The 19,913-nt window shown below is 39.6% G+C and carries 21 protein-coding genes, 1 rRNA gene and 1 other RNA gene; 11 read left to right on the top strand and 12 right to left on the bottom strand.

Going from position 1 to position 19,913, the window contains the following annotated elements; genetic code table 11:
• From G6R09_RS19520 to G6R09_RS19500, 5 genes are all read right to left on the bottom strand, one after another.
• Positions 1-126: ribosomal RNA gene (locus G6R09_RS19520) — 16S ribosomal RNA — on the bottom strand; the annotation flags it as partial.
• Between the two features lie 422 nt (positions 127-548).
• Complete coding sequence (locus tag G6R09_RS19515) at positions 549-980, bottom strand: type IV pilin (RefSeq protein ID WP_240345802.1); 432 nt, start codon at positions 978-980, stop codon at positions 549-551.
• Positions 970-2,262: a hypothetical protein gene (locus tag G6R09_RS19510; RefSeq protein WP_163924092.1), complete on the bottom strand. Its 1,293-nt coding sequence runs from the start codon at positions 2,260-2,262 to the stop codon at positions 970-972. Before G6R09_RS19510 ends, G6R09_RS19515 begins: the two co-directional genes overlap by 11 nt.
• On the bottom strand, positions 2,262-2,852 hold the full coding sequence (locus G6R09_RS19505; protein WP_163924091.1) for a PilW family protein: 591 nt from the start codon (positions 2,850-2,852) through the stop codon (positions 2,262-2,264). Before G6R09_RS19505 ends, G6R09_RS19510 begins: the two co-directional genes overlap by 1 nt.
• Positions 2,839-3,408, bottom strand: a complete 570-nt coding sequence (locus G6R09_RS19500) for a GspH/FimT family pseudopilin (RefSeq protein ID WP_163924089.1) — start codon at positions 3,406-3,408, stop codon at positions 2,839-2,841. Before G6R09_RS19500 ends, G6R09_RS19505 begins: the two co-directional genes overlap by 14 nt.
• 134 nt (positions 3,409-3,542) lie before the next feature.
• On the opposite strand from G6R09_RS19500, the gene G6R09_RS19495 reads away from it, so the two are divergent.
• Positions 3,543-3,935, top strand: coding sequence for a type IV pilin protein (locus G6R09_RS19495; RefSeq protein WP_163924087.1), 393 nt, complete (start codon positions 3,543-3,545; stop codon positions 3,933-3,935).
• 269 nt (positions 3,936-4,204) lie between these two features.
• On the opposite strand, the gene dnaJ is transcribed toward G6R09_RS19495, so the two are convergent.
• The 3 genes from dnaJ to grpE all read right to left on the bottom strand — a co-directional run bounded on the left by dnaJ (position 4,205) and on the right by grpE (position 8,203).
• Positions 4,205-5,341 (bottom strand): molecular chaperone DnaJ, encoded by a 1,137-nt coding sequence (gene dnaJ / locus G6R09_RS19490; protein WP_163924085.1) that lies wholly within the window; start codon positions 5,339-5,341, stop codon positions 4,205-4,207.
• A gap of 98 nt (positions 5,342-5,439) precedes the next feature.
• Entirely contained in the window at positions 5,440-7,353 is a 1,914-nt protein-coding gene (dnaK, locus tag G6R09_RS19485; protein WP_065169199.1) for a molecular chaperone DnaK, read from the bottom strand.
• A 235-nt stretch (positions 7,354-7,588) separates the two neighbouring features.
• Entirely contained in the window at positions 7,589-8,203 is a 615-nt protein-coding gene (gene grpE, locus G6R09_RS19480) for a nucleotide exchange factor GrpE (protein WP_163924083.1), read from the bottom strand.
• Positions 8,204-8,397: 194 nt separating this feature from the next.
• Here grpE and nadK point away from each other — a divergent pair, with 194 nt between their 5' ends.
• The 3 genes from nadK (at position 8,398) to bamE (ending at position 11,655) form a co-directional block, all read left to right on the top strand.
• A complete protein-coding gene (gene nadK, locus G6R09_RS19475; RefSeq protein WP_065169198.1) occupies positions 8,398-9,279 on the top strand; it encodes an NAD(+) kinase in 882 nt (293 codons plus the stop codon).
• A gap of 181 nt (positions 9,280-9,460) precedes the next feature.
• Entirely contained in the window at positions 9,461-11,128 is a 1,668-nt protein-coding gene (recN, locus tag G6R09_RS19470; protein WP_065169197.1) for a DNA repair protein RecN, read from the top strand.
• Between the two features lie 170 nt (positions 11,129-11,298).
• Entirely contained in the window at positions 11,299-11,655 is a 357-nt protein-coding gene (gene bamE / locus G6R09_RS19465; protein ID WP_061000854.1) for an outer membrane protein assembly factor BamE, read from the top strand.
• A gap of 86 nt (positions 11,656-11,741) precedes the next feature.
• On the opposite strand, the gene G6R09_RS19460 is transcribed toward bamE, so the two are convergent.
• Complete coding sequence (locus G6R09_RS19460; protein ID WP_065169196.1) at positions 11,742-12,050, bottom strand: RnfH family protein; 309 nt, start codon at positions 12,048-12,050, stop codon at positions 11,742-11,744.
• The gene (locus tag G6R09_RS19455) at positions 12,040-12,474 is read right to left on the bottom strand and encodes an SRPBCC family protein (RefSeq protein WP_163924081.1); all 435 of its coding nucleotides are present in this window, start codon (positions 12,472-12,474) and stop codon (positions 12,040-12,042) included. Before G6R09_RS19455 ends, G6R09_RS19460 begins: the two co-directional genes overlap by 11 nt.
• Before the next feature lie 204 nt (positions 12,475-12,678).
• Here G6R09_RS19455 and smpB point away from each other — a divergent pair, with 204 nt between their 5' ends.
• Together smpB and ssrA are read left to right on the top strand one after the other, a co-directional pair.
• Positions 12,679-13,155, top strand: a complete 477-nt coding sequence (gene smpB, locus G6R09_RS19450) for an SsrA-binding protein SmpB (protein WP_036795915.1) — start codon at positions 12,679-12,681, stop codon at positions 13,153-13,155.
• A 111-nt stretch (positions 13,156-13,266) separates the two neighbouring features.
• Positions 13,267-13,636: a transfer-messenger RNA gene (ssrA, locus tag G6R09_RS19445) on the top strand.
• A gap of 656 nt (positions 13,637-14,292) precedes the next feature.
• On the opposite strand, the gene G6R09_RS19440 is transcribed toward ssrA, so the two are convergent.
• Positions 14,293-14,886 (bottom strand): recombinase family protein, encoded by a 594-nt coding sequence (locus G6R09_RS19440; RefSeq protein WP_163924079.1) that lies wholly within the window; start codon positions 14,884-14,886, stop codon positions 14,293-14,295.
• A gap of 413 nt (positions 14,887-15,299) precedes the next feature.
• On the opposite strand from G6R09_RS19440, the gene G6R09_RS19435 reads away from it, so the two are divergent.
• From G6R09_RS19435 to G6R09_RS19425, 3 genes are all read left to right on the top strand, one after another.
• Positions 15,300-15,815, top strand: coding sequence for a deaminase (locus tag G6R09_RS19435; RefSeq protein WP_205523007.1), 516 nt, complete (start codon positions 15,300-15,302; stop codon positions 15,813-15,815).
• A gap of 308 nt (positions 15,816-16,123) precedes the next feature.
• The gene (locus G6R09_RS19430; RefSeq protein ID WP_163924078.1) at positions 16,124-16,489 is read left to right on the top strand and encodes a hypothetical protein; all 366 of its coding nucleotides are present in this window, start codon (positions 16,124-16,126) and stop codon (positions 16,487-16,489) included.
• Between the two features lie 541 nt (positions 16,490-17,030).
• Positions 17,031-17,600, top strand: a complete 570-nt coding sequence (locus G6R09_RS19425) for a hypothetical protein (RefSeq protein WP_163924077.1) — start codon at positions 17,031-17,033, stop codon at positions 17,598-17,600.
• Between the two features lie 288 nt (positions 17,601-17,888).
• On the opposite strand, the gene G6R09_RS19420 is transcribed toward G6R09_RS19425, so the two are convergent.
• Positions 17,889-18,386 carry a GspH/FimT family pseudopilin gene (locus G6R09_RS19420; protein WP_163924076.1) on the bottom strand — a complete coding sequence of 166 codons (498 nt, stop codon included), beginning with the start codon at positions 18,384-18,386 and terminating at the stop codon, positions 17,889-17,891.
• Between the two features lie 429 nt (positions 18,387-18,815).
• Here G6R09_RS19420 and G6R09_RS19415 point away from each other — a divergent pair, with 429 nt between their 5' ends.
• Positions 18,816-19,058: a hypothetical protein gene (locus G6R09_RS19415; protein WP_163924075.1), complete on the top strand. Its 243-nt coding sequence runs from the start codon at positions 18,816-18,818 to the stop codon at positions 19,056-19,058.
• 274 nt (positions 19,059-19,332) lie between these two features.
• Positions 19,333-19,913, top strand: a 581-nt coding sequence (locus G6R09_RS19410) for an iron-containing alcohol dehydrogenase (protein ID WP_163924074.1), incomplete at its 3' end; no start/stop codon positions are given.

The following is a 19,913-nucleotide window of genomic DNA, read 5'->3' as shown; positions in this document are numbered from 1 at the left end:
GGCATTACTCACCCGTCCGCCGCTCGTCAGCATTGATAGCAAGCTATCAATCTGTTACCGCTCGACTTGCATGTGTTAGGCCTGCCGCCAGCGTTCAATCTGAGCCATGATCAAACTCTTCAATTAAAGTTTTGTTGTYTCTTTCGARACGGCTCAATGAATACTGACTTCAAAACTACCTTAGTAATTTTAAAGCTATTATCGTTGTTCTTTTCATATAGAGAAGAGAACGATAATGAATTGACTGTGCCAAACAATCTTCTCTATAAATAGATTAGGTTATTTGTATTGGTCACTCAGTTCATTGATAAATCTTTCGACTTAACTATTCAACGAGTGCCCACACAGATTGCATGGTCAAATTGTTAAAGAACAATACTGATTTCGGTAACCGCTTGCGCCGTTGTCCGTGTCAGTGAGGTCGAATTATAGGGAGATTTTATTGGCTGACAATAGTTTTTTGACAAAAAAAAACCGTTTGAACATTTTTTGTTCAAAACGGTTTACTTTGGCTTAATTTGTGTCTTTTTAGCGATGATAGCCGTTGTTTAATCAAATTCACTGTATTTAGAGATAGCCGTTTTTAGAGATACCGCTTGAGATACGCCACGGCGATCAGCCCAACAGACCTTTACATCTATTGTTCTTAATGCTCCTGACAATTTAGGAGACGAAACATCACATATCAATGAAAATCCGCTACTCATTGCTATATCTTCCATACAATATGTGGGATCAGCCATACTCGCAAAAGCAATCAAACCAGTCGCGCCACTGATATTACTGACGCGAGTTTGGTAAAACTCCATCTGCGCTTCTGCTATATGAAGTGCATCTAGAGTCTTTAATGCGTTTTCTGCTTTTACTTCCATATAGGCTTGCATCTTAACCAAGCCTAATACGCCAACAGAAAGTACTCCAAGGGCAATCACTACTTCTAATAAACTAAAGCCTGTCATTGTTTTAATATTAGAAGTCATGCCAAGATCCTTGTATCCATTTTATTCTTTTTATTTTATTTAATGGTGTATCTAAAACATCTCGATTATATTTAAATGACATCGATGTTCTAAATACAGCATAAGTATTAGGAGCATCCATAATATAACCACCAGAAGGATTAAAAGCTCCATTTTGATAATATCCAACATCGTTTATACTAATATCAGGAACAGTATCTGGTTCATAATCTACTAACCCTTTTAATAAATCATAATTATCAGTTAACTTCCAATCGCTTTCTAATGGCACATAATCTATATCATTTGTAATGAAGTGGTAAATCATACCTTTAAAGTCTAAATTTCCTTTTGTAGAAAAAATACCATTTTGAATAACTAAAATAACTCCTGATGATGTAGCTGTTTCAGTACTTATTTTATCTAAATCAGCATCATTTAAATGACACCCTCCGTAATGCCAAATTAAATCTTCTTTATTCTTTAATCCCTTTATTATATCTGCTCCACAATTTTCATTAAATAATGATTTAGGTAATGATTTATCGGATAGCGGTTTATTAATTGGCACATTTCTACCAATACGGAAAAAATCATCTAAATACATTACATCAAGCCATTTATCTCTCTGAGTCATAAATGTATCTTCAAATGGATCTTGGTCTAAGTCTTGAATAAAATCTGATTTAGTACCTAATGGTATATTATTATTCCCTAATAACCCCCAACTTCTATATTCTGTAGCACATGCTTGTCCACTTGTTGGAAAGTCAGTATAAGGAGGGACACTACTAATTAAACCTTTGCTTTCTAATGTACCTAATACTTTAAATAATTTACTATATCTTAAAACAGTACATTCCCATGTATTAGCACTACTTAGTTTACCTGGATCTGGATATGCACTTACACCGCCAGCAAAATATAAATTAGAAGTGGATTTTATTGCACCAGAATCACTGCTACCAGGAACTTTGACACTTTTGCTAATCACCTTACCATTTTTTTTACTTTCAATAGAAAATGGCATTGTATCTAATATATTAAGCTGATCTAATTTCAAAAATTCACAATTTGGTACAGCACCAATATTAGCAACTTTCGATATCATAATATTAGCAAACCCACACTCCAACCCACCTTCGGCAGCCCAGTGTGCTTGTCTGGCTAAGACTTCATTTTGAGTGCGCTTAATCTGATAAAATAAATTCTTATATGAAGCTAATGAAAATAACAGCGCTACTATTAATAACATGCTGGTAATTAATAGTGTCGTCATCCCTGACTGTTGATGCTTATTCATTATTGCCAATTCCTTGTTTTAATCTGAATCGACTTAGCGGTACTTACTGAATCATCATTTTTTAAATGTGCAGCAAGCGTTATTTTAATTAATTGACTGGTAGCACTCGCTGAACTTATTGGTGTATTTACAATATCAAATTGATTTACAGTAATCTGTTTTTCATAAATTAATGAATTAGCATTTGTTAGATTACAAACTGTGTCTATCGTTTTTACATCATCAGATGAGCGATAAACTAATTTAGATTTATTCGAGTTATACATCACTTCATTATATTTACGTCCATCAGGCGCGTCATAAACATAAGCTAAACAATTAATAGCAGAACTTACATAAACGACATTACTTGCACCTGATAGCTTCAAACTTGAACTACCACTTGATACATACCCTGCTCGCAATACATCTTCTTTGATCAATCGAAACGCATCATTAACATCTTGCTCTAGTAGCAACTCTAATGAACGCTTATTTGCGGCTTGATAACCAGATAAAAAAACTGAACCGACAACACCAATCGCAATTAGCCCCACTGACGATGCAATTAATAATTCAATTAAGCTAAAACCTTGATTAGCACTCTTCATAACTACCCAACTTTTCAGAACCAGCTTCTAAGCAGGTATAAATACGCCCAGTAATGGTATAAACCGTTGTTTTTAATTTATAGTCACCAATGCTATAACGATAACTACCATTCGCATTCGGTTTTCCATAAAGAGGATCAAAAGAAAATTGATTCAATGTGCGACTATTTCCAAAATTTATTCCAGAAAAATTAGCACTGTCTATTGAAGAAAGCCTATTGGTATCTGGGTTATCACAACTACTTTCACCATCATCTGTTGAGGTAAAAATACACCAATTGCTATGTGTCCTTGACACAGGTGTAGAGCTATATACATATATCTTAGCCCCACGCATCACCGCTTCGGATTTGGCTTGCACCAATAGCCATTCGATTTCTGTTGCCAAGCGTTTAACTTTATTAGATTCAATTAAGTTATTAAAACTTGGGGCTGCCATAGCCACAAGAATGCCCATGATCACTACCGTGAACACCAATTCCAACAGCGTAAATCCCCGCTGTCGGTCACCATGGCGATGTATGTGATGAAAATGCGTGGTAATTTCGCGAGCCATTCCCCAAATCCCTATAAACGTCATTCCAATCCCTAAGAACAACTTGATCGAGAGTTTATCACCACCGCAAAATAGCACCGTTAGGATATCAATCAGTTATCGAGTCAACTCGAATATTTAAGAGATTACGGAAGATGATTAAACAAAAAGGCGTGACGCTGATCGAAATGTTGATTGCGGTGGCTATCATAGGAGTATTAACTGCGATTGCTTATCCTTCATATCAAGATCATGTATTGAAGGGGCACCGTACGCAGGCGATGGGGGATTTGATTAAAATTCAATTAGCATTAGAGGAAAGTTATACCCAAAACAGTACTTATGATTTTACTATTGTCAGTGATGGTAGTTGTTCTTTTTGCGATACAGATAAAGACCGTTATGTATTCACGATCACACCACAAACCGCAGATTATATAATCACCGCTACAGCACAAACTAAGCAAGAAAATGATACTGACTGCTTAGATAATAAGAAATTAACGTTAAACAGTAATAGTAAAAGTTCACCTGAGCGTTGTTGGTAATATTTTCACTGGCTTCTTTTATGCTCTAACGCGTGATAAGTAGATCACGGATAGCTCGTACCTCTCTTCCGAGATGACGAATAATAACCTGCATTATTTCCTTTATGGTGAGGAGCTTAGTTCTACCTATCCCACTAATATTTAAAAAGCATTAGATTCCCTATCGCCCTCGCGGGCATTCACTGTAGGGAATGACGGCATTGAGCAACAAAAAAACCGCTATCAGCATTCACTAATAGCGGTTTTTATTTATTCTTATTTGCGACGAATTAGTTGGTTAAGTCGTCGAAAAACTTTTTTACGCCGTTAAAGAAACCTTCTGATTTTGGCTTGTGCTTACTCGCATCTTTGCCACCAAACGTTTCTTCTAATTCTTGCAGTAGTTCTTTTTGACGCTTGCTTAAATGTACTGGCGTTTCAACCACCAACTTACAGATAAGATCACCGCGTAAACCACCACGTACAGAATCAACACCTTTACCGCGCATACGGAACATACGACCCGTTTGCATTTCAGATGGTACTTTCAAGCTAACACGGCCATCAAGGGTAGGAACTTCAACCTCACCGCCTAATGCTGCCATTGTGAAACTTACTGGTACTTCACAATGTAGGTTATTGCCTTCGCGCTGGAAAATGTGGTGTTCTTTAACATGTACTTGAACGTACAAGTCACCCGCTGGTGCGCCTTGTTCTCCAGCTTCGCCTTCGCCACTTAAGCGAATACGGTCGCCAGTATCAACACCCGCAGGAATTTTAACTGATAGCGTTTTGGTTTCTTCTACACGGCCTTCGCCATGACACTTACCACATGGATCTTTGATAATTTGGCCACGACCATGACAGTGTGGACAAGTCTGCTGAACAGCAAAGAAGCCTTGACGCATCTGCACTTGACCAGCACCGTGACAGGTACCACATGTGGTTGCAGATGAACCTTTTTTAGCGCCTGAACCATCACAGCTGTCACAACCAACTAATGTTGGTACACGGATTTCTTTCGAACAACCGCGAACAGCTTCTTCCAACGTCAGTTCCATGTTGTAGCGAAGATCTGAACCGCGCTGCGCGCGTTGTTGACGACGACCACCGCCACCACCAAAGATATCACCAAACACATCACCAAAGATGTCACTGAAGTCTGCACCGCCGCCAAAGCCGCCACCGCCCATACCACCTTGTTCAAAGGCTGCATGGCCGTATTGATCGTAAGCAGCGCGTTTTTGGTCGTCTGTTAGAATTTCATAAGCGTATTTCACTTCTTTGAATTTCTCAGCAGATTCCGCATCACCCTGGTTACGGTCGGGGTGGAACTTCATTGCTAAGCGCTTATAAGCCTTTTTAATGTCACGCTCACTTGCGTCACGGGCCACACTTAACACTTCGTATAAATCACGTTTCGACATAACTTGATTGTCACCTAGCTAGATATAGTTACGGGCGTTAGAGTAACCTCAAACGCCCGTAATTTAAACAAGATGTTAACTAATAATAGCTAACGTTCTTATTTGTTGTCTTTAACTTCTTCAAACTCAGCATCAACAACATCGTCGTCTTGCTTAGCTTGTTGCTCACCAGCACCGTCAGCTTGTTGTGCTTGTGCTTTCTGTTGAGCGATTTCCATTAGCTTTTGAGAAGCTGCAACAACCGCTTGAACTTTCGCGTCGATTGCTTCTTTATCTTCGCCTTTGCGTGCTTCTTCTAGTTCAGCAACAGCAGCTTCGATTTTTGCTTTCTCATCAGCAGGAAGTGCATCACCAGCTTCTTCAATTTGCTTACGAGTACCGTGAACAAGTTGGTCAGCTTGGTTACGAGCAGTTACTAGCTCTTCAAACTTCTTATCAGCTTCTTTGTTAGCTTCAGCTTCTTGAACCATCTTCTCGATGTCAGCATCGCTTAGGCCGCCAGACGCTTGAATAGTGATCTTCTGCTCTTTACCTGTAGTCTTGTCTTTCGCAGAAACGTTTAGGATACCGTCGGCATCTAGGTCAAACGTTACTTCGATTTGTGGCATACCACGTGGTGCAGCTTGAATACCTTCTAGATTGAATTGACCTAGAGATTTGTTGAAGCTTGCTTGCTTACGCTCACCTTGAATAACGTGGATAGTTACCGCGCTTTGGTTATCTTCAGCAGTAGAGAACACTTGGTTCGCTTTTGTTGGGATAGTTGTGTTCTTCTCGATAAGCTTAGTCATTACGCCACCCATGGTTTCAATACCAAGAGATAGTGGAGTAACGTCTAGAAGTAGAACGTCTTTAACATCACCAGCAAGTACACCACCTTGAACAGCAGCACCTACAGCAACAGCTTCATCAGGGTTAACGTCTTTACGTGGCTCTTTGCCGAAGAATTCAGTAACTTTAGCCTGAACCATTGGCATACGAGTTTGACCACCAACAAGGATGATGTCGTTGATGTCGCTAACAGATAGACCAGCATCTGAGATAGCTACTTTTAGTGGCTCAAGAGTACGTTGTACTAGGTCTTCAACTAGAGATTCTAGTTTTGCACGTGTCACTTTGATGTTCATGTGCTTAGGACCAGTCGCATCAGCTGTGATGTAAGGTAGATTAACATCAGTTTGCTGTGCAGAAGATAGTTCGATCTTCGCTTTTTCTGCTGCTTCTTTTAGACGCTGCATAGCTAGTGGATCTTTCTTAAGATCGATACCTTGCTCTTTCTTGAACTCGTCTGCTAAGTAGTTGATTAGACGTGTATCAAAGTCTTCACCACCAAGATGTGTATCACCGTTAGTTGCTAGTACTTCAAATGTTTTCTCGCCTTCAACTTCATCGATTTCGATGATTGAGATATCAAATGTACCACCACCAAGGTCGTAAACAGCGATAGTGCGATCGCCACCTTGCTTGTCTAGACCGTAAGCTAGAGCAGCTGCAGTTGGTTCGTTGATGATACGTTTAACATCTAGACCTGCGATACGGCCAGCATCTTTTGTTGCTTGACGCTGTGCATCGTTAAAGTATGCAGGTACTGTGATAACTGCGCCAGTTACTGGTTCGCCTAGGAAGTCTTCTGCAGTTTTCTTCATTTTCTTTAGGATTTCAGCAGATACTTGAGGAGCAGCCATTTTTTGGCCTTTCGCTTCTACCCATGCATCACCGTTGTCAGCCTTAACAATTTTGTAAGGCATGATTTCGATATCACGCTGAACTTCTTCGTCTTCAAAACGACGACCGATTAGACGCTTGATAGCGAATAATGTGTTTTCAGGGTTTGTTACCGCCTGACGTTTTGCAGGTTGACCAACTAACGTTTCGCCATCTTGCGTGTATGCAACAACTGATGCTGTTGTACGCTCGCCTTCTGCGTTCTCAATTACACGTGGCTTATCGCCGTCAAGTACAGCTACACAAGAGTTAGTTGTACCTAAGTCAATACCAATAATCTTACCCATCAGACAATCTCCGAAATTCGTTATATGTTCTTAACTACACCCAAATATCATATGGGTTAGCGGTTCGGGATAACCCCGTGACAAATACATTTAATGTCTTATGACTACTAGATAAGGTCGCCAGATTGCTTTTCAAGGGGAGATCCCAAAAAAAATGCAAAAAAATAAAAAAACCCACCGAAGTGGGCTTTATTTTGCGTCATTATCAAGTAAACCTTGAATTGTTGCTCGCAAATTACGCTTGGGTATTCACATTACCCGCAGCAGCTTTTGATACCATCACCATTGCAGGACGGATCACACGGCCATTTAGCTCGTAACCTTTTTGCATTACAGCCATAACAGTGTTGGGTGCAAAATCAGTACTTTCTTGCATCGCCATTGCTTGATGGTATTCAGGGTTAAATGCTTCACCTTGTGGATCAATCACTTTTAGGCCAAATTTGCCAACTGTTGATGTCATTGTCATCAATGTTAGCTCAACGCCTTCCATCATTGCTTTGGTTGCTTCGTTATTCTTGTCGGCCATTTCAATAGCACGCTCAAGGTTATCAATAACAGGCAATAATTCTTCAGCAAATTTATTTAATGCGTATTTGCGTGCTTTATCAATTTCTTGCTCAGAACGACGACGAACGTTTTCGCCTTCAGCACGAGCACGTAGAGCCGCATCTTTTACTTCATTAACTTCTGCATCTTTTGCTAATAGCGCAGCTTCTAATTCAGCAATGCGAGCAACATATAATTCTTGCTCAGATTCAACAAACTCACCCTCGACAGCTTCAACTTCGACAGCGTCAACTGCATCGTTTAGCTGCTCATCCTGTACATTGTGGTTTTTGTTAGTCATGCGTTGGTTCTCCGCCAAGATAAAAGGGGTTTTATTCACTCAGTAGCCTTGTTCGATAAGCGCTACTTTTAAAACAGTCTTGAGCATATTATGGGGATGAAGTTCAATGATTCAAGCCAATATTAACAACAAACCACGACAAGTTGTTTTTTCTAAGGCTATACTGACCCACCATCATTTGTCGGAACAAGGACATGAAGCGTATTTTTAACACTATCGCGTTAATTGGCAAACCCCGTAATCCGGAGGCATTGCAAACGCACACTAGCCTTTACGAATGGTTGAATGCACAAGGTTATACTGTGTTAGTCGATCATCGGTTAGTGAACGATATTGACGTACCTGAGGATTGTTTTTGTGATTTGCTCACCATTGGTGATAAAGCAGATCTCGCCATTGTTGTAGGCGGTGATGGCAATATGTTGGGTGCTGCTCGCGTATTATCTCGATTTGATATTTCCGTTATTGGTGTTAACCGTGGCAACCTTGGCTTTCTTACCGATCTTGATCCCGACGATTTTGAACAACAATTAAAGTTGGTGCTTGAAGGTGAATTTATCAAAGAAGATCGGTTTCTTTTAGAAGCTGAAGTGCATCGGCATGGGCAAATTAAAAGTCGCAATGCCGCTTTGAATGAAGCGGTACTACACCCAGATAAAATTGCTCATATGATCGAGTTTGAAGTCTATATTGATGACTGTTTTGCATTCTCACAGCGCTCTGATGGGTTAATTATTGCCACTCCAACCGGATCAACGGCGTATTCTCTTTCTGGCGGCGGCCCGATTTTATCGACCAGTTTAAATGCGATTGCTTTAGTACCGATGTTCCCTCACACCCTGTCATCACGACCATTAGTTGTCGACGGTGATCGCTGCATTAAATTGTTAGTTTCACCTAATAATGGCAGCACGTTAGAAGTGAGTTGTGATGGTCAAGTTTCATTACCTGTTAGTCCTGGCGATGAAATTCATATTTACCAAAGTGAACACCGCTTACAATTAATCCACCCCAAGAATTACAGTTACTACAATGTCCTACGTGGAAAGCTAGGCTGGTCTAGCCGGTTATTTTAATCTGCACCACAATATTTATTCTAAAAACCAGCACATTAACCTGCTGGTTTTTTTATAACGATACAAAAAGTTAACCTAGGTCACATTTTCTCTGAATAATTATCACCTCAGTACTTTACTGGTTATAGATACAGTATATACTGTATGAAAAAACAGGTGTTGATTTAAACAGGTGAACACAATGCTCGCGCATATGACGATCTCTAACTTTGCTATTGTCAAAACTCTTCAATTTGAACTAAAGCCGGGAATGACCACCATTACAGGTGAAACCGGTGCCGGTAAATCTATTGCGATTGATGCCTTAGGTTTATGCTTAGGCGATCGCGCTGAAGCCTCTATGGTGCGACCAAATGAAGATAAAGCTGAAATCTCAGCCGCATTTTCATTGGCCAATAACCAAGCAGCTCGACGTTGGCTCGAAGACAATGAACTCAGTGATGGTGAAGAATGTATTTTACGCCGCGTGATCACTAAAGAAGGCCGCTCTCGTGGTTTCATTAATGGCAGCCCTGTTCCTGCTTCACAACAAAAAGCCTTAGGCCAACTGTTGATTAATATTCATGGTCAGCATGCACACCAACAGCTAATGCGCCCTGAATACCAGCAACACATGCTTGATCAATACGCAGGTCACCACCTTCTGATCGATCGTACTCGCAGTGCTTATCAACGCTGGCGTCAGGCTCATAATGAGCTTAAGCGTTTAACTCAGAGCCGTGATGAAAACGAAGCACAAAAACAATTACTTCAATACCAAGTTAAAGAGCTTGATGAATTAGCCCTTGGTGAAGAAGAATTCACTGAAATCGAAGAAGAGCATAAACGCCTGTCAAACTCAGGTGAACTGGCGATTTCAAGCCAAACCGCATTGTCTGTTTTGTATGATAATGACGACGGTAACGCACTCCAGCTGTTACAAATGGCTTGTCAGCAAGTGAATAATCTGGGCGAATATGATAGCAATTTAAGTGCTATTCCACAGATGTTAGAAGAAGCCATTATTCAAGTTCAAGAAGCCAGCCAAGAATTACGCAGCTACCTTGATAACCTTGATATGGATCCGCATCGGTTAATTTATCTTGAAGAGCGTTTAGCTAAAATTATGTCGATGGCACGCAAACACTATGTGATGCCAGCAGAGCTTTACCAAAAGCACCATGATTTATTGAAAGAGCTTGATAACCTCGATTGCAGTGATGAACGTTTAGAAGACATGGCAGCTAACGTTGAAAATTTACGTCAGCAATGCATTGAAGCTGCGGAAAAACTCAGCAAAAGTCGTCAGCGTTATGCCAAAGAGCTTGACCAAAAAATCACCGAAAGCATGCACATGTTAAGTATGGAGCATGGTGAATTTGAAATCGCACTAACTAGCGATCCTGAGCGAATGCTAAGCCCATTAGGTTATGACAGTATTAATTTCTTAGTATCCACTAACCCAGGCCAGCCTCTACAGCCATTAGGTAAAGTCGCTTCTGGTGGTGAACTATCACGTATTTCATTAGCGATTCAAGTGATCACCGCTCAAAAAGTTGAAACGCCAAGCCTGATTTTCGATGAAGTCGATGTGGGTATTAGTGGTCCAACAGCGGCGATTGTCGGTAAAATGCTACGAAAACTAGGCGCATCAACGCAAGTAATGTGTGTGACTCACTTACCGCAAGTTGCTGGTTGTGGTCATCAACAAATGTTTGTTGCTAAGAAAACCACTGATGGTCAAACCGAAACTCAGATGCGCCCATTAACCACAGACGACCGTATTGCCGAGCTCGCACGCCTACTTGGTGGCAGTGAAATTACTGAGCGTACTCTCGCAAATGCGAAAGAACTGCTGGTTGCGGCTTGATTTAATTTCGCATCTTGGGCGAATATGAAATAAACTAAAACATTGATGCAACTATTGCTGCTAGTAGTAGTCGAATATCAAAATATATTACTTTTTTTCTTTACCGCTTTTTACTTCTGCCAAGAGCTTGTTTATCATCGCAGCAGTTAAAGCTAAAAAGCCAGGATGCTATGAGTTGGAAAAACATTGCAGCCCTAACCTTAGTGTTGGGCTTACTTAGCGGCTGTTCGGTCGCTGAACGTTTGGTTTATCGTATTGATATTGACCAAGGCAACTATGTAGAACAGAAAAGTGTTAATACCTTGCGTGTTGGCATGACGAAAACACAAGTTCAATATGTGCTGGGAACGCCTATGTTAGTCGACCCAAGTTACCCCGACACATGGAACTACATTTTCTACGAACAAAATGGTCATGATAAGCCGATTCAAAAAAACTTGTTCTTAACCTTCAACAAACAAGCACAACTTGTCAGTATGAAAGGTGATTACAAGCAAGGTCCTAACTTTATGGATCCAATGAATTAATCTGACTTGTTAGAAAATGCTTGTTTTCAAACAATAAAAAAAGCTCGCTAATGGCGAGCTTTTTGTTGTCTGCGATAAAATCACGGTTATTTTTCAGCGTCTTTTTTGGCTTGTTCAGCACGCTTACGGCGGATCTCACGCGGATCTGCAATTAACGGACGATAAATCTCAATCCGATCGCCATCGCGCGCCGTCGCATCGAGTTTTACATTACGACTATAAATACCGACTTTATTGGTGTTTAAATCAATCTCAGGGTACATGGTTAGTATCCCCGATTGTTCTATAATCGCTTGAATAGGGGTTTGTGCTACAACGGCTAATTTTAACACTCGCTGTACGTTAGGCAGTGCGTAAACAACCTCAACGTGAATTAAGGGCTGATCAGAATGCATATACTTCTCTTGCTCGCTGGGTGAACGCCTGCACCATATTGCTGGTCAGATCGCGGAAAACTTTACCAAAGGCAACATCAATAAGTCCGCTAGTAAATTCGAATTCTAAGTTTAATTCAATTTTACATGCTGTCGCATCAAGCTCAGTAAATGTCCATCCACCGACTAATTTTCGAAAAGGACCGTCCACTAATTGCATCTGAATTTGGTTAAAATCGACCAATTTATTATGGGTAACAAATGTTTTACATATACCAGCCTTAGCAACATCTACCGATGCCATCATATGGCTGGTCGAACTTTCAATGATTTTACTGCCCGCACAGCCGGGTAAAAACATTGGGTAAGATTCAACATCATTCACCAAATTAAACATTTGTTGTGCACTAAAAGGCACCAGTGCCGAACGACTAATTTGTGGCATAGCTTCTCCTTCATCGAACGCATCCTCACTCTGAAGATAAAATCTATTCGCTGCGTTTGGTCAATGATACCATTACTGGGCTATCGACCAAAATAACAGTTACCATCAAGCGGTATTATGGTAACGTCAATAGCTTATTCGACCAGAAAAATCACTGATATTAGATTTTGTTCTGGGACTGCAACAACGCTCTACGAGGTCAACATGGCTAAAAAACCAAAGCAAAGTAGCAATACTATTGCAAAAAATAAAAGCGCTCGTTTTGAATTTGCCATCGGCGACGAATACGAAGCAGGTATGGTATTACAGGGTTGGGAAGTAAAAGCCATCCGTGACGGTAAAGTTAACATGACCGAAAGTTATGTTTTCTTACGTAACGGTGAAGCGTTTATTTCAGGCTTAACCATTGCGCCACTGAACGCGGCATCAACTCACGTCGTGGCTGATCCAACCCGTGTACGTAAGCTATTGCTTAACCGTCGTGAACTCAGAAAGCTAGAAGATTCAGTTAACCGCGAAGGTGATACCATCGTGGCATTAGTGATGTACTGGAGCACTTCTTTCGTAAAAGTGAAGATCGGTACTGCACGCGGTAAGAAATTGCATGATAAACGTGCAGACAGCAAAGCTAAAGATTGGCAACGCGACAAAGCTCGTATCATGAAAGGCAATAACCGTTAAGACACCTATGCAACATGATGTTAGCATTTGAATAGTAATCAATCACTTGGTGAGTGAATTACAATATAGCTATTGACCTAGTTAAATATTCTGCTAACATCAAACGCATCTGGGGCTGATTCAGGATTCGACAGGATCACGAAGGCTTGTGGAGCATGTCGAGGTGCGGTTTGCCTCGTTAAACAGCCGCAAAAAAATAGTCGCAAACGACGAAAACTACGCACTAGCAGCTTAATACCCTGCTAAGAGCGCTCCTGCCCTAGCTTCCGCTTGTAAGACGGGGAATAACAGGGGTTCAAACCCAAACGAGATAGCGAGGGATTCTTTGACTAGAGAGATGAACCGCGAAATAGAATTCTGGTATGTATTAGCATAGCGTGTCAATTCGCAGTGACGATACGAGAATAAAGATTGACTAAACATGTAGCGCCATCTGTTAGACTGATTTTGGACGCGGGTTCAAATCCCGCCAGCTCCACCAAACGTTTGGAAAGGGCCACTTCTTTGGAAGTGGCCTTTTTTAATACCTAAAATTCAGTAAAACCATTAGCTTAGCTTGTTTTACTCACTCATATTCCCCTCAACTGACTTACTTTAGCTCACCGTTGATCTACGAAGTTATGGCTGTCTTTTGTTTTTTCTTTTCAAACTTAACGATCCACACCGTCTAGCACATCAAAACCACACTTAACTGCGATAAATCTACCTTAAATAAAAGCAGCAGGTTCAAACACACCTAATCAATAAATGCGCAACAAGCGTCAGTTGACACGCTAATTATTTACTCTTCTGCATATTATTAAGCGTGAAATACAAGAAACCTATAACATATGTAACTAGAGTCATTACATCTTGAATAGAGTGACCTTTGAGAACGGCAATGATTGCGAATAAAACGAGAAGACTTACGACTAGATATAACATTATCATCATTCTTCAAAATTAAAGTGATACAGATTATATACAAAGATAGCTCGATTAAATCTAGTTAGGATCGCTGCATGTTTTTTTTAATAGTGATCATAATCCCTTAAATATAAAGGACTAGCTGCCAGTTTGCTCAACTTTCAATGCTTAATGAACCTAAAACTCTATCACAAGGGTACACCCTGATGAAACCAGTTTACTATCTACAACCTATATTGAACCGATCTTTTTAGCACGCTGAACCGTACTAGGGTTGCATCCTACTTTCATGGCCACTTCTCGAACGGATAAGCCTTGTTCTAACAGTTCGATAATTTTTGCCTTACGTTCCATGTTTGGCTTGCGTCCTGAAAACTTTTCAGCCCATAACTTCGGGTCCTGCTTAATTGCTTGGCGTCCAGCTTCGGCACTGGCTAAACGATTCTTACGTTCTGCTGCGGCCATTGCAGTGATCATGGTTAATTGAATATTGGTTGTCATGTCTTGCATGTCATTACCAGAGTAAGCAAAGGTCATATTCTGATTAATGGTTTTGATTATGACACCACGGTTTAACAGCTCGCGGATAGTTGTTTCTGAATCGTGATAGTCACGGCCTAAGCGATCTATCCACCAAACTACTAGCACATCATCTTTTCTTAATTTATCGAGTAATCGGCTTAATTGCTCACGCTCTGCTGCGGGTACTGTTCCACTACAAACATCGGTTGATATTTCGATGCCAGGATATGACTTTTGAATGTCGCTAATTTGGCTATCTGTTGTCTGTGTGGTTGTTGATACTCGAACGTATGCAAATTCCATTTTATCTGCCTCACTGTGTGCTTATGGTCGGTATATGCTAAATGTAGTGTATGCATATCGGAAAGTAAACACCAAAAGCGTACAAAGTAGGGAGTGTTTACGTGTGTGCGGTAGGGCATGATTAAATGCACACAGATTTTAAAGGGAATACGGACTAGGGGCGTTTATTGTGTTGAAGTGGTGATTTGTGAATTAGGTAACATGGTTAACAAAATAACAATGTGGGTTTATCTCTGTTTTCAGTTAGGAAAACCTATTAAAACACCGGCTATTCTGTTCGTTTTGAATGAACAGCGATTACGTAGTGCGGGATAGATGCATACTGTTAAATACAGCCATTTTTGATATAGATTCACATATTTTTAAATTTACATGTGATATGAGTATATGCTCATATTTATTGGAGGTGAAAAATGGCATGTGATAATTGTAATAGTAAAATAAAATGGCGAAACCGCATGATTAATCTCGCAAAACATGTCTCTGGATGGTCACGAGATCATGCACAAGTAGGTGCTGTTTTAGTGTCTAAAAAAGGTGGTGATATTACGCTTGGATATAATGGATTCCCATTTGGGGTTAAAGATGATGATCGCCTAAAGAAACGAGATCAAAAGCTAAATATTATTGTTCATGCTGAGGTCAATGCAATTATTGCTGCGGGCTCTAGAGCTGCTGATGGTGATTTATATGTTTTCGGTAAGTCTATTTGTGCACGTTGTGCTGGTCCTATTATCCAAGCTGGAATAAAGAGAGTTTTTGCAATAAAACCGAAAGCTGAAGGTTCTTATACCCCATCGACTGAAGCAGGAGCCATAGATTGGGAATATATGGGTAGGATTTCTCACGATATGTTTACAGAAGCAGGTATAGAAGTTATTTATTATACAGATAATTACGATGATACTTACTCCTATAATGACATGTAACTTAATGAGAGGTCGCTTAGGCGGCCTTTGTTGTATCTGGAAGTTACAGTGTATTGGATCGCTTTAGATGGATACTGTTATTTCGTAGAAAAGTAATACTAGGGTGTCGAGTGACTGGTATTTGGGTTATTCCAGACTTAGTGGCGAGATTAATCTTAAATATCTACTTGAAACCGTTACAAACTTCCAAATTGATTTTTGGGAATGACATTTTAAGTCCTGTGAGTTGAGTATAAGTTCAAGTTGTCGGTCTCTAGTAGGATGAAGGGATATTGAATTCAACGTTAGAAATAATAGGCAGGATAAAGATGAACTTGGAAGCATTAAAAGAAATAATTAAAAATAGTCCTGAAATTATTGAGGAATCTGCTTGTGACAATGGTGCAGATGAAAATGTAGTTATGGGAATCGCTGAGTTTGCCAGTCGAAATGGCTATGATGCATTGTCCGGACATCAAAAATATCACTTTGATAACTCAATACGACATTTGATTGAGGATGTTCAATGTTCAGGGTACACGCATGAGTTCGAAGAAGAACATCATGAATGCCCAAATATCTTAGATGATAAAGACTTGGTTAAGTACTACCAAGATGATGAGACGTACTGTGAAAGTTGCCAAGGGCAAGCAAGCGCAGACGCACATAGTAAAACATCATTTATGGAAGGTTAATCTATAGTTTGTAATAGAAGAACGAACTACTGGATTTTTTATAGAGAATCTTATCAAGGCACCAGATTAAGTTATGTTGTTTGTTAGTTCGCATAAATAGGTTTACTGTTAAATGCTAATAATTTAAGAGGTCGCTTAGGCGGCCTTAGTTGTATCAGAACGTTACAGTGTATCGGGTCGGTTAAATACAGTTATTATTGACCACATTTACGTAACACGTTTCTGCCCCAAAGTTACTTAGAACAAATACTCATTCATATCGCATTAACGTGATTTTGGATTAGTTTTATTGACTGTGTATATCAACAGTAATAATGAAACGTGGTGATTTTATCGCTTTAGTTCTGTTTTTAATAAGACTGATTAAATACATTTCTTACTTTTTACACCCTCTTTTAAATCTGTAAATGTAAGAAATTGATAGTAAGTTCATAATATGTAACGATTATATCGAGTATGATAATGGTATTTTATAACTATATTTTTGCGTGAAAGTAAGAATGCTTATTAATATACTGTTAAGTTTATAGGAGTTTATCGATTGGTAAGTAAGACTAATTTTACCGTGATTTATATTGCCACTATTGTGTTAATTTCATTTGGAATTCTAGTCGGAATAAACATTCCTTATAGTGGTGATGTCAAATGGACCGATATCTTAAGTTCTTTTGCAAACGTATTTATGGCCTGGATTGCTTATATGGCCTTGAATACATGGAAGTCTCAAATTAAGTTATCCAAGCGTATAGAACAGCTAGAGAAGTTAAGAATGCAACTTGACGATATGGTATTGTCTTTTCAAAATAAACTGCTAACAAAGTATCACGATGAGGAAGAATATTCCGAAGAAAGTTTGATTGCTCTATTTCAAGAGTACAGATTAAATTATGAAAACTACCAGATATCCTTTGGTAATACGTTGCCAGAAACATTATCAATGAAAGATATTAACTCTAACTTTGAGAAGTTTGAGCAGGATATGCATTGTGCTTTTTTAAACCAAAAAAAGGTGTTCCCCCGCTTTTTTAATGGAATTATTGCAGATGTTCATAAGCATAGGTTTAAGTTACATGATTCGCTTAAAGCCGAAATGGGATTGTTGTGGAAATAAACTTAACAAATAAGGATATGTGTCGCGAAGCCGACACCTATCCGAAGTGTTGGACAAGCCCAAGCCTCCTTATATAAGTAAATATTGGAAATATCATCAAAGCTGATGACGAGTATTACCCTTACTTTTACTAATAGTAGTTAGCCTAAATAGAGCAAATAACTTAAACCGTTTCTGTCCAACAATGAGTTAAGTCTGCTAGTACACATATGTGATGTTTAATTCTAACAATTTAAGAGGTCGCTTCGGTGGCCTTTTTCTTGGCTACAGTCGTTTAATTTATATCCCTTACCGATACAACCGCCCAAACATGTGCATTTTCATGGTGACTGCTTTACCACTCTCTTTCTCAAACGTTAACCAATCTATGATGCCTTCCCCTGCATTGAATTTAGGGTGTCCATTTAGGTTATCGATCTTAATCGTGGCGTAGTCTTGATGGCGTTTGATGTTTAATCCTGTGAGGCTATGGCCATTAACAATATAAAGGGTGTTGTCGTTGGTGGTGCAGCTGTTGGCCGTGGGTTCGGTGGTGGCGATAACGCACCAGTCATCGGTATAGGTTTTAGTGTCGGTGAGTCCTATGGTGTGTAGGTACACTTCTTTATTGCGCATCACGGCTTCTGACTTGGCGGCAATGAATAGCCCTTTGAGTTCGGTAACGGTTCGTTCCATCTTGTTACGTGCCATTAGGCCATGAAAGCTGGGTGCGGCAGCTGCGAGTACTATTGCTAAAATAGCGATTGTGAAAATTAACTCTAATAATGTAAATCCATTTTTATTCAAGTTGTTACCTTTGTTTGTGTATTACATTTGTACTACATTATAAGAACTTAAAACGGTTGGCTTTCCACTCTGAGCCGTCGATTAATCCCTTGTCGTAATAGCCTGCCCAATCGAACAACTCAAAAATGGTATCAGCCACCACATACAACTTATTAGTTGTAAATCCCCCATCAAACAACTTAAGAGTTGTAAATAACCTCAAATACAACTAGCAAGTTGTATTTAATCTAACTGCTCTTCCTCGCACCTCGAATACTCGCCCCTGCTTCTAAAACCTCGTTCCTAAAACCCACCCTTCAACTACCTTTAATTTGGTAATAATCTTTTGCGTTTTAACATTATTGTTTTGTTTTTAGTAATTGTTAATATAACCCCATCGAAACGCAGACGGCGTTGACAAACAATAATAAAGATAAGGTTATACAACTCATGAAAACAGTTATTAAAGCAATTATCGCTACCGCTATTATCGCCACTTCTTACACTGCATCAGCACGTGATGGCGCATTTACCGGTAACGTTAGTTTCAATAACCAAGCGAATAATGCTGTTGTAGCCAGCCACTACGCTGTCAGCGGTACTGCTGATAAATCACATTCAGGGATTATGGTAACCAACAAAAACAGCCACATGAGCTTTAATGAAAAACTATTATCAGCCGCTGATAAATAATTAACTCACTGTTTTTGTTATTAAATCATCTTCATCAAACCGTTTTACCCTGTTTTTGATTGTTATCTATTTCGTAAAAGTGTTTTGGTATTATCCTCTATTGTTACTTAAATGATGAGACGTAGAATGACGTTATTGAAGCACACAGCAACACTAAAATCGGTAAGGATATACATTTCTCCTCCAGTATATCCCTCAACGTAAACTCAAATTCAGACTTATGGCTAACGCGGTAAGTCACTATAAATTAATAAATAATTATCGGAGTTTTACTATGAGCAATGTATTTTACATGCCACCTGTAACCTTAATGGGTCCTAACGCTATTCAATCTTTAGGTGCTGAACTTGCATCAAAAGAGCTGAAAAAAGCCCTTATCGTCACAGACGGTGTATTAGTTGAAGTGGGTCTGGTTAGCAAGCTAACTGATGAGTTAACTGCTCACGGCCTTGAGTACACTATTTACGATGGTGTGCAACCAAACCCAACTGAGAAAAACATTGAAGATGGCCTTGCGCTTCTTGCACAAAGCAATGCTGATTTTGTGATTTCATTTGGTGGTGGTTCTTCACACGATACTGCAAAAGGTATCGCATTAGTGGCAGCGAACGGTGGTCATATTCGTGATTACTCTAAAGGTGTTCACTTATCGAAAAAACCACAACTGCCATTGGTAACTGTGAACACAACAGCGGGTACTGCTTCAGAAATGACAGTATTTGCCATCATCACTAACCAAGAAGATGAAACCAAATACCCAGTGGTTGATAAGCACTTTACGCCAATTATTGCAGTGAACGATTCAGAGCTAATGGTAGCAATGCCTAAGTTCCTAACTGCTGCAACCGGTATGGA

This window comes from Photobacterium sp. Alg240-V54, from assembly GCF_900537155.1.
GTDB lineage: Bacteria > Pseudomonadota > Gammaproteobacteria > Enterobacterales > Vibrionaceae > Photobacterium.
This window is presented reverse-complemented; position numbering and strand designations above follow the sequence as displayed.